Raw genomic sequence first — 5,201 nt, forward strand, 5'->3', positions numbered from 1 at the left:
GGTTTTTTTTGGCAAATTGCCCCCCCCCCCCCCCCCCCCCGAAGTTGAGCAGGATGCCTGTATGAAAATATCGAACCTGTGGGCACATCCTGCAAGGCATCTTGTGAAGTGGCCGAGGCCACGACGGTGAAAGGAACGCCAGGCAGCGTCGAATGTATCGGCTACGGCGCGACCCCGGCATCCTGGCGAGAACCGAAGGCAATCGTCTTCCGACTCGTATTGCCACCGGAACAGAAGTATCTTCACCTTCCAGTCCCGCCGTCTCCGGCTGTCCTCCTCTCGCCTGACCCAGCAGCATCCGGCGGAGCCGCGCCGTTGATGCCTCGTCATGACTCACGCGATGCGCCGTGGCGTATCGCGCAAGGCTGCCATCGCGCGATGGCCGGCGCTAGTTCTCCTCGGCCAGATCGCGATCGAGATCGGCACCTGGTGAGCCGGTAGCTGCATCCTCCTGAGGCTGATCGATGTGCATTCCGGTCATCCCTGTGAAATGCGGCTTGACCGCTTCAGGGCCGTCGTCCTGCTCCCGCGCCGTATCTTGATCAGCCGGCGCGTCGGCATCGCTGTGGTTCGGTTTCTTTCCGTTCTGGTTGCTGGACATTCCGTCTTCCTTTGCTCTCGAACATCGTTCAGGCAAACCGGACCGCGAAGTAACGGGGCTCGCCGGAAAACCTTAGTCCAGTTTGCGCCTGCCGGATTTGACCGGAGTCAAATGCATGGCATCCTGATGTACTGGAAGCCGCTGATATCAGTCGAAACCCGAAGCCGGCCTTCGGGCGAAGACGGATGGTTACGAAGGGACGGCTACGTCGCGAAAGCGAATGTACTTCACTTCGTCGCGATCGCCGGTAGGATGGCCGCCATAACGTGCAGTCGCTCGATCGAGGGAGGCCCGGCGATGAACGACCCGAAAGCTGAAAACAAGGCGCGCAATCGCGAGATCGCCGGCAACGAGGCCGAACGGCAGACCGTCGGCGACGTCAGGGTCAGCGCATGGGCGATCGCGGTCGCCGTGATCATCGGCCTCGCCGCGGTCGGCTGGGTGCTATTGAACAACAAGTAGCCGCCGCGACTTCGGCCCGCCGCGACTTTGGGCCGCGACTTGGGCAGGTCGCATTCACGCCACCGCGCCGGAAGCCCTCAGCTTCTGGATGGAAGCCTCGTCGTAACCGGCGTTGCGCAGGATCTCGTCGCTGTGCTCGCCGATTCCGGGCGGCTTGCGCGGCTGCACCTTCCTGGCGCCGTCGACCCAGATCGGGCTGCTGATGGTCAGCATGGTGTCGTTCTCGAACGGCACCAGCACCTCGTTCTCCAGCATCTGCTTGTCATTGGGAATGTCGTCGAGGATGCCGACCACGCCGAACACCAGCCCGTTGCCGTCAAGGATCGCTCGCCATTCGGCGAGGTCCCTGGTGGCAAAGGTCTCATCGAAGATCTTGATCAGCTCGATGGACCGCGCATGGCGTCCTGCCTTGGTGGCAAATCGCTCATCGGTGACGAGATCCTCGCGACCGATGCAGCGCGCCAGCGCCGGCCACTGCTTCTCCTCGTTGAGCAGGGAGAGGATGATCCAGCGGCCGTCCTTGCATTGATAATGGTTGGTGACCGCGTTGAGCGCATGCTCGCGGGTCCGCCGCTCCTGGAATTTGGCGCCGCACAGCTTGGCCTGCGCCAGTACCGAGGCGGCCCAGATGCCATTGGCCATCAGGTTGGAACTGACATGCGAGCCCTTGCCGGTGCGCTCGCGCTTGTAGAGCGCGGTGACAATCGCGCCGTAGAACGCCATCGCGCAGGGGTGGTCGCCCATGCCGGCGACCGAGCGCGCCGGCGTGGTGTTTTCATCCGCGCGCACCAGGTCCATCAGGCCCGAACGTGCCCAATAGGCGTTGCTGTCGAAGCCGGGCTTGTTGGCCTCCTCGCCCTTTTCGCCATAGCCGGTGAACGACGCATAGATCAGCCGGTCATTGAGCGGGGCCAGCTGGGCAAAGGTCAGCCCGAGCCGTTCGCGCACCGCCGGCGGGAAATTGGTGATGAAGACGTCGGCCTCGGCCACCAGGCGGCGCAGCACCGCCTGGCCTTCCGGCCTGGAAAGATCGAGCGCGAGGCTCCTTTTGTTGCGGGCCTCCAGCATCCACGAGTAATTGTGCTGGCTGGCGGGATATCCCGGCAAATTCGGCAGGTTCCGGTAGGGATCGCCGAGACCAGGCGGTTCGATCTTGATGACGTCGGCGCCGAAATCCGACAGCACGGTGGCGGCCGCGGGCGCCGCGATGAAACTCGCGCAGTCCAGAACCTTGAGGCCGTCGAAGATGCCTTTTTCCATAGTGCCGCCGCTCCCGTTGTTCTTGTTGGTTTTGTCCGTGCGCTGGAAACGCCTGAGATCAGGATGCCATTTGACCCATGTTGGCCATGCGATGCAACGGGGTGTCCGGTGTCAATCCGGGCGACGCGAAGCTTGGCACCACGGAACCGGCACGATAAATTCCGCGCGATTCCCCGGTTCGAGTTGAGGCGGCGGATGACGCTGACGGGCAGGCAACGATCTGGCGGGCGGCGCAGAACCCTGTCGTTCTGCCGCTTTGCCGCGCTTCCGGCAGCCTTGTATGTGTTTGCCGTTGCGTCGCCCGCGCTGGCGGTCGAACTCTCCGCGCCGATCGCCGAACTCTACAGCAAGGTGTCGATCTATCCCCCCACCGCGAAATCCATGACGGTCTGCTACGGCTTTGTGTGCCGCCGCCGGGTGATTCTCGATTTCACGCCGGGCGACCGCGGCGCGCTGACGACAATCATGGCAGCGGGCCGCGCATCGGCCGCGGCGGAACGGGCCGCGGTACGCAAAGCGGTGGTCTGGTTCGACCGCCGCATGGGGCCGATCATCGGCACCAGCAAGCGCGTCGCCAGGGCGGATTTCCGCCATCGCGCCGATTCGCAGAATTACGATTGCTGGGACACCACCCGCAATACCACCAGCCTGCTGCTGGTGCTGCGGCAATGGGGCCTGCTGAAATTTCACGAGGTGGGCGACCCGCATTACCGGGGCAATGCGCTGGTGCTGCAGACCCCGCACAACACCGCGGTGCTGGTCGAGCGGGCGACCGGGGTCGAGTGGGTCGTGGACATGTGGACGCGCGCCTACGCGCAGCCTCCCGATGTCATGACGGTCCGGAAATGGGTGAAGGAAGATTGACGACGACCAGCGCGCTCTACGCTGCTTCGTTGCGCGCAAGAGCGATACCCGCTCCTGCCCATTGCACTCTGTTCTTGTGAGATGTTCTTGGAAGTCCCACTCCCGGATCAGATCCGAGAGTGCGCTGTTGCAGACCGCGTCCCAGCCTTAAACCTTGAGGTTCTCGGCCGAGGTCTTGCCGCGATTGGCAACTTCTTCGTATTCAACCGTCTGTCCTTCGTTGAGCGAGGAAAGGCCAGCTTTCTCGACCGCCGAAATATGAACGAAAACGTCCTTACCGCCACTCGAAGGCTGGATGAAACCGAAACCCTTGGTCGCGTTGAACCACTTCACAGTACCTTTAGCCATCACGTCGTCTCCGCGGGATCAAAACAATTAACGAGCCGCCTGTCCCCGCACACCGGCATGCCCGAAGGCACAGGATACGCCGGATAACGCAAGCTTGATAGCGCAAACGACAGCTCGATTTCGGCGGAAAACGATCGATATCGCGGCGCATTCGCCTTTTTTGGCCGTTTGGCGGGTCATTCGATGAAGTGATGCGCCGATCGCTTCAATTTTATCGGGTAGAATAGGTCGCCATGAATCTCTCAAAGCAAGAACCCCCGGCCGCTCGTGGCGACCGGGGTTCCAGATCGAAACCGAAGTTCCCATTACCAGGCGCAGACGTTGACGACGCGGTAGCGGTAGCCGAACTTGGTCAGCACGAGGCGAGTCCGATAGCAGTCGCCGCCGTATCCGTAACCGTATCCGCCGGCGATGAGGCCGAGGCCATGGACGTGGCCATGGAAGTGCGGATGCGGATGCCACAAGGGGCTGGCAGAGGCTGCGGTGGGAGCGAGCGCCGCGGCGCCGAGGGAAGTTGCGGCAACAAGTGCGAGAGTCAATTTGCGAAGCATGGTCGTTCTCCTTGAATGTGCGCCGTAGCGCGGGTTGATCGTTTCAGTTCTACCCATCGCACATCAGTCGCTGCCTTCAGGAGCGGGGTTCGAGAACATAACGTGTTGTCTGGAGACAATTTTCTGAACGGTCGTTCAGGTGTGAAAAACATCACAGACGGCGTTACGCGGCGATCACGCCGCGATGATTTCAAGTTCGTTAACCAGCGCAGTCAAGGCGCCCGCATGAGCGACGGAGTTGACGATCATCGGCTCGGCGCGCCCGCGGATCGAGACTTCGTGCTGCGGCAGGCTATCCGGCGCAAGGCCCGCCGTGACACGAACTTCTTCCGAAACCACGACCTCGCAGGCGAGACTCTTGGTCATGTCCTGCAGCCGCGCGGCGACGTTGACCGCGTCGCCGAGCGCGGTGAACACCATGTGATCGAGATAGCCGATGTCTCCGATGATCACCTCGCCGCCATGAATGCCGACGCCGAAACGGATCGGCTCGCGCAGGTCATGGCTCAGGAACTGATTGAGGTCGTCGATATTGGTCGAAATCATGCTGGCCGCCCGCAGCGCCTGGCGGCAGGCGGTTTGCGGATCGCAGGCGAGCCCGAACAGCGCCAGCTGTCCGTCGCCGATGAACTGGTTGGGCTGGCCGCCGCATTCGATCACGGCCTGCGACACCGCGCCGAGGAAACGGTTAACGATGAAGACGGTGTCGAACGGCAGCCGCTTCTCCGCGAGCTTGGTCGAGCCGCGCATGTCGACGAACAGGCTGACCAGATAGCGTTCCTCCCCGATCCGGGAAGGACTCGAAGTCCGCAGGGTCGCCGCCGTGGTCTGCGGCAGGAATATCTGGAAGAACGACAGATCGGCTTCCGGCCGGAGCTGGCAGGCGAGCCGGATCGCCGGATCGGCGCCGGCGCCGACGCGATCGAGCACGAACGCCTCGCGCATCGAGGGCTCCGGCAGCGATGCGCAGTCGCCGATCACGCGAATACGGCAGGTCGAGCAGCGGGCGCGGCCGCCGCACACGCTGGCATGCGGGACATTGTTGCGCAGGCTTGCCTCCAGCACGCTGAGACCCTTGGGCACGCGAACCGTCCTGCCATTGCCATAGGACAGCA

At 62.8% G+C, this 5,201-nt stretch carries 7 protein-coding genes; 2 read left to right on the forward strand and 5 right to left on the reverse strand.

What is annotated here, in order from left to right:
* Positions 1–388 precede the first annotated feature (388 nt).
* Positions 389–601, reverse strand: coding sequence for a hypothetical protein (locus Q8R73_RS20590; protein WP_305721389.1), 213 nt, complete (start codon positions 599–601; stop codon positions 389–391).
* Positions 602–898: 297 nt separating this feature from the next.
* On the opposite strand from Q8R73_RS20590, the gene Q8R73_RS20595 reads away from it, so the two are divergent.
* The gene (locus tag Q8R73_RS20595; protein WP_305721390.1) at positions 899–1,063 is read left to right on the forward strand and encodes a hypothetical protein; all 165 of its coding nucleotides are present in this window, start codon (positions 899–901) and stop codon (positions 1,061–1,063) included.
* Positions 1,064–1,117: 54 nt separating this feature from the next.
* On the opposite strand, the gene Q8R73_RS20600 is transcribed toward Q8R73_RS20595, so the two are convergent.
* A complete protein-coding gene (locus Q8R73_RS20600) occupies positions 1,118–2,323 on the reverse strand; it encodes a CaiB/BaiF CoA-transferase family protein (protein WP_305721391.1) in 1,206 nt (401 codons plus the stop codon).
* A gap of 195 nt (positions 2,324–2,518) precedes the next feature.
* Between Q8R73_RS20600 and Q8R73_RS20605 the strand changes: the two genes are divergently transcribed.
* A complete protein-coding gene (locus tag Q8R73_RS20605; RefSeq protein WP_305721392.1) occupies positions 2,519–3,187 on the forward strand; it encodes a hypothetical protein in 669 nt (222 codons plus the stop codon).
* A gap of 147 nt (positions 3,188–3,334) precedes the next feature.
* Here Q8R73_RS20605 and Q8R73_RS20610 read toward each other — a convergent pair whose 3' ends face one another.
* The 3 genes from Q8R73_RS20610 to Q8R73_RS20620 form a co-directional block, all read right to left on the reverse strand.
* Positions 3,335–3,535 carry a cold-shock protein gene (locus Q8R73_RS20610; protein ID WP_029584170.1) on the reverse strand — a complete coding sequence of 67 codons (201 nt, stop codon included), beginning with the start codon at positions 3,533–3,535 and terminating at the stop codon, positions 3,335–3,337.
* A 305-nt stretch (positions 3,536–3,840) separates the two neighbouring features.
* Complete coding sequence (locus tag Q8R73_RS20615; RefSeq protein WP_305721393.1) at positions 3,841–4,086, reverse strand: hypothetical protein; 246 nt, start codon at positions 4,084–4,086, stop codon at positions 3,841–3,843.
* Positions 4,087–4,260: 174 nt separating this feature from the next.
* Positions 4,261–5,201 (reverse strand): adenylate/guanylate cyclase domain-containing protein (locus tag Q8R73_RS20620; protein WP_305721394.1); only part of this gene is annotated, 941 nt, incomplete at its 5' end.

The sequence above is a fragment of the Bradyrhizobium sp. genome (genome assembly GCF_030697065.1).
Classification (GTDB): Bacteria; Pseudomonadota; Alphaproteobacteria; order Rhizobiales; family Xanthobacteraceae; genus Bradyrhizobium.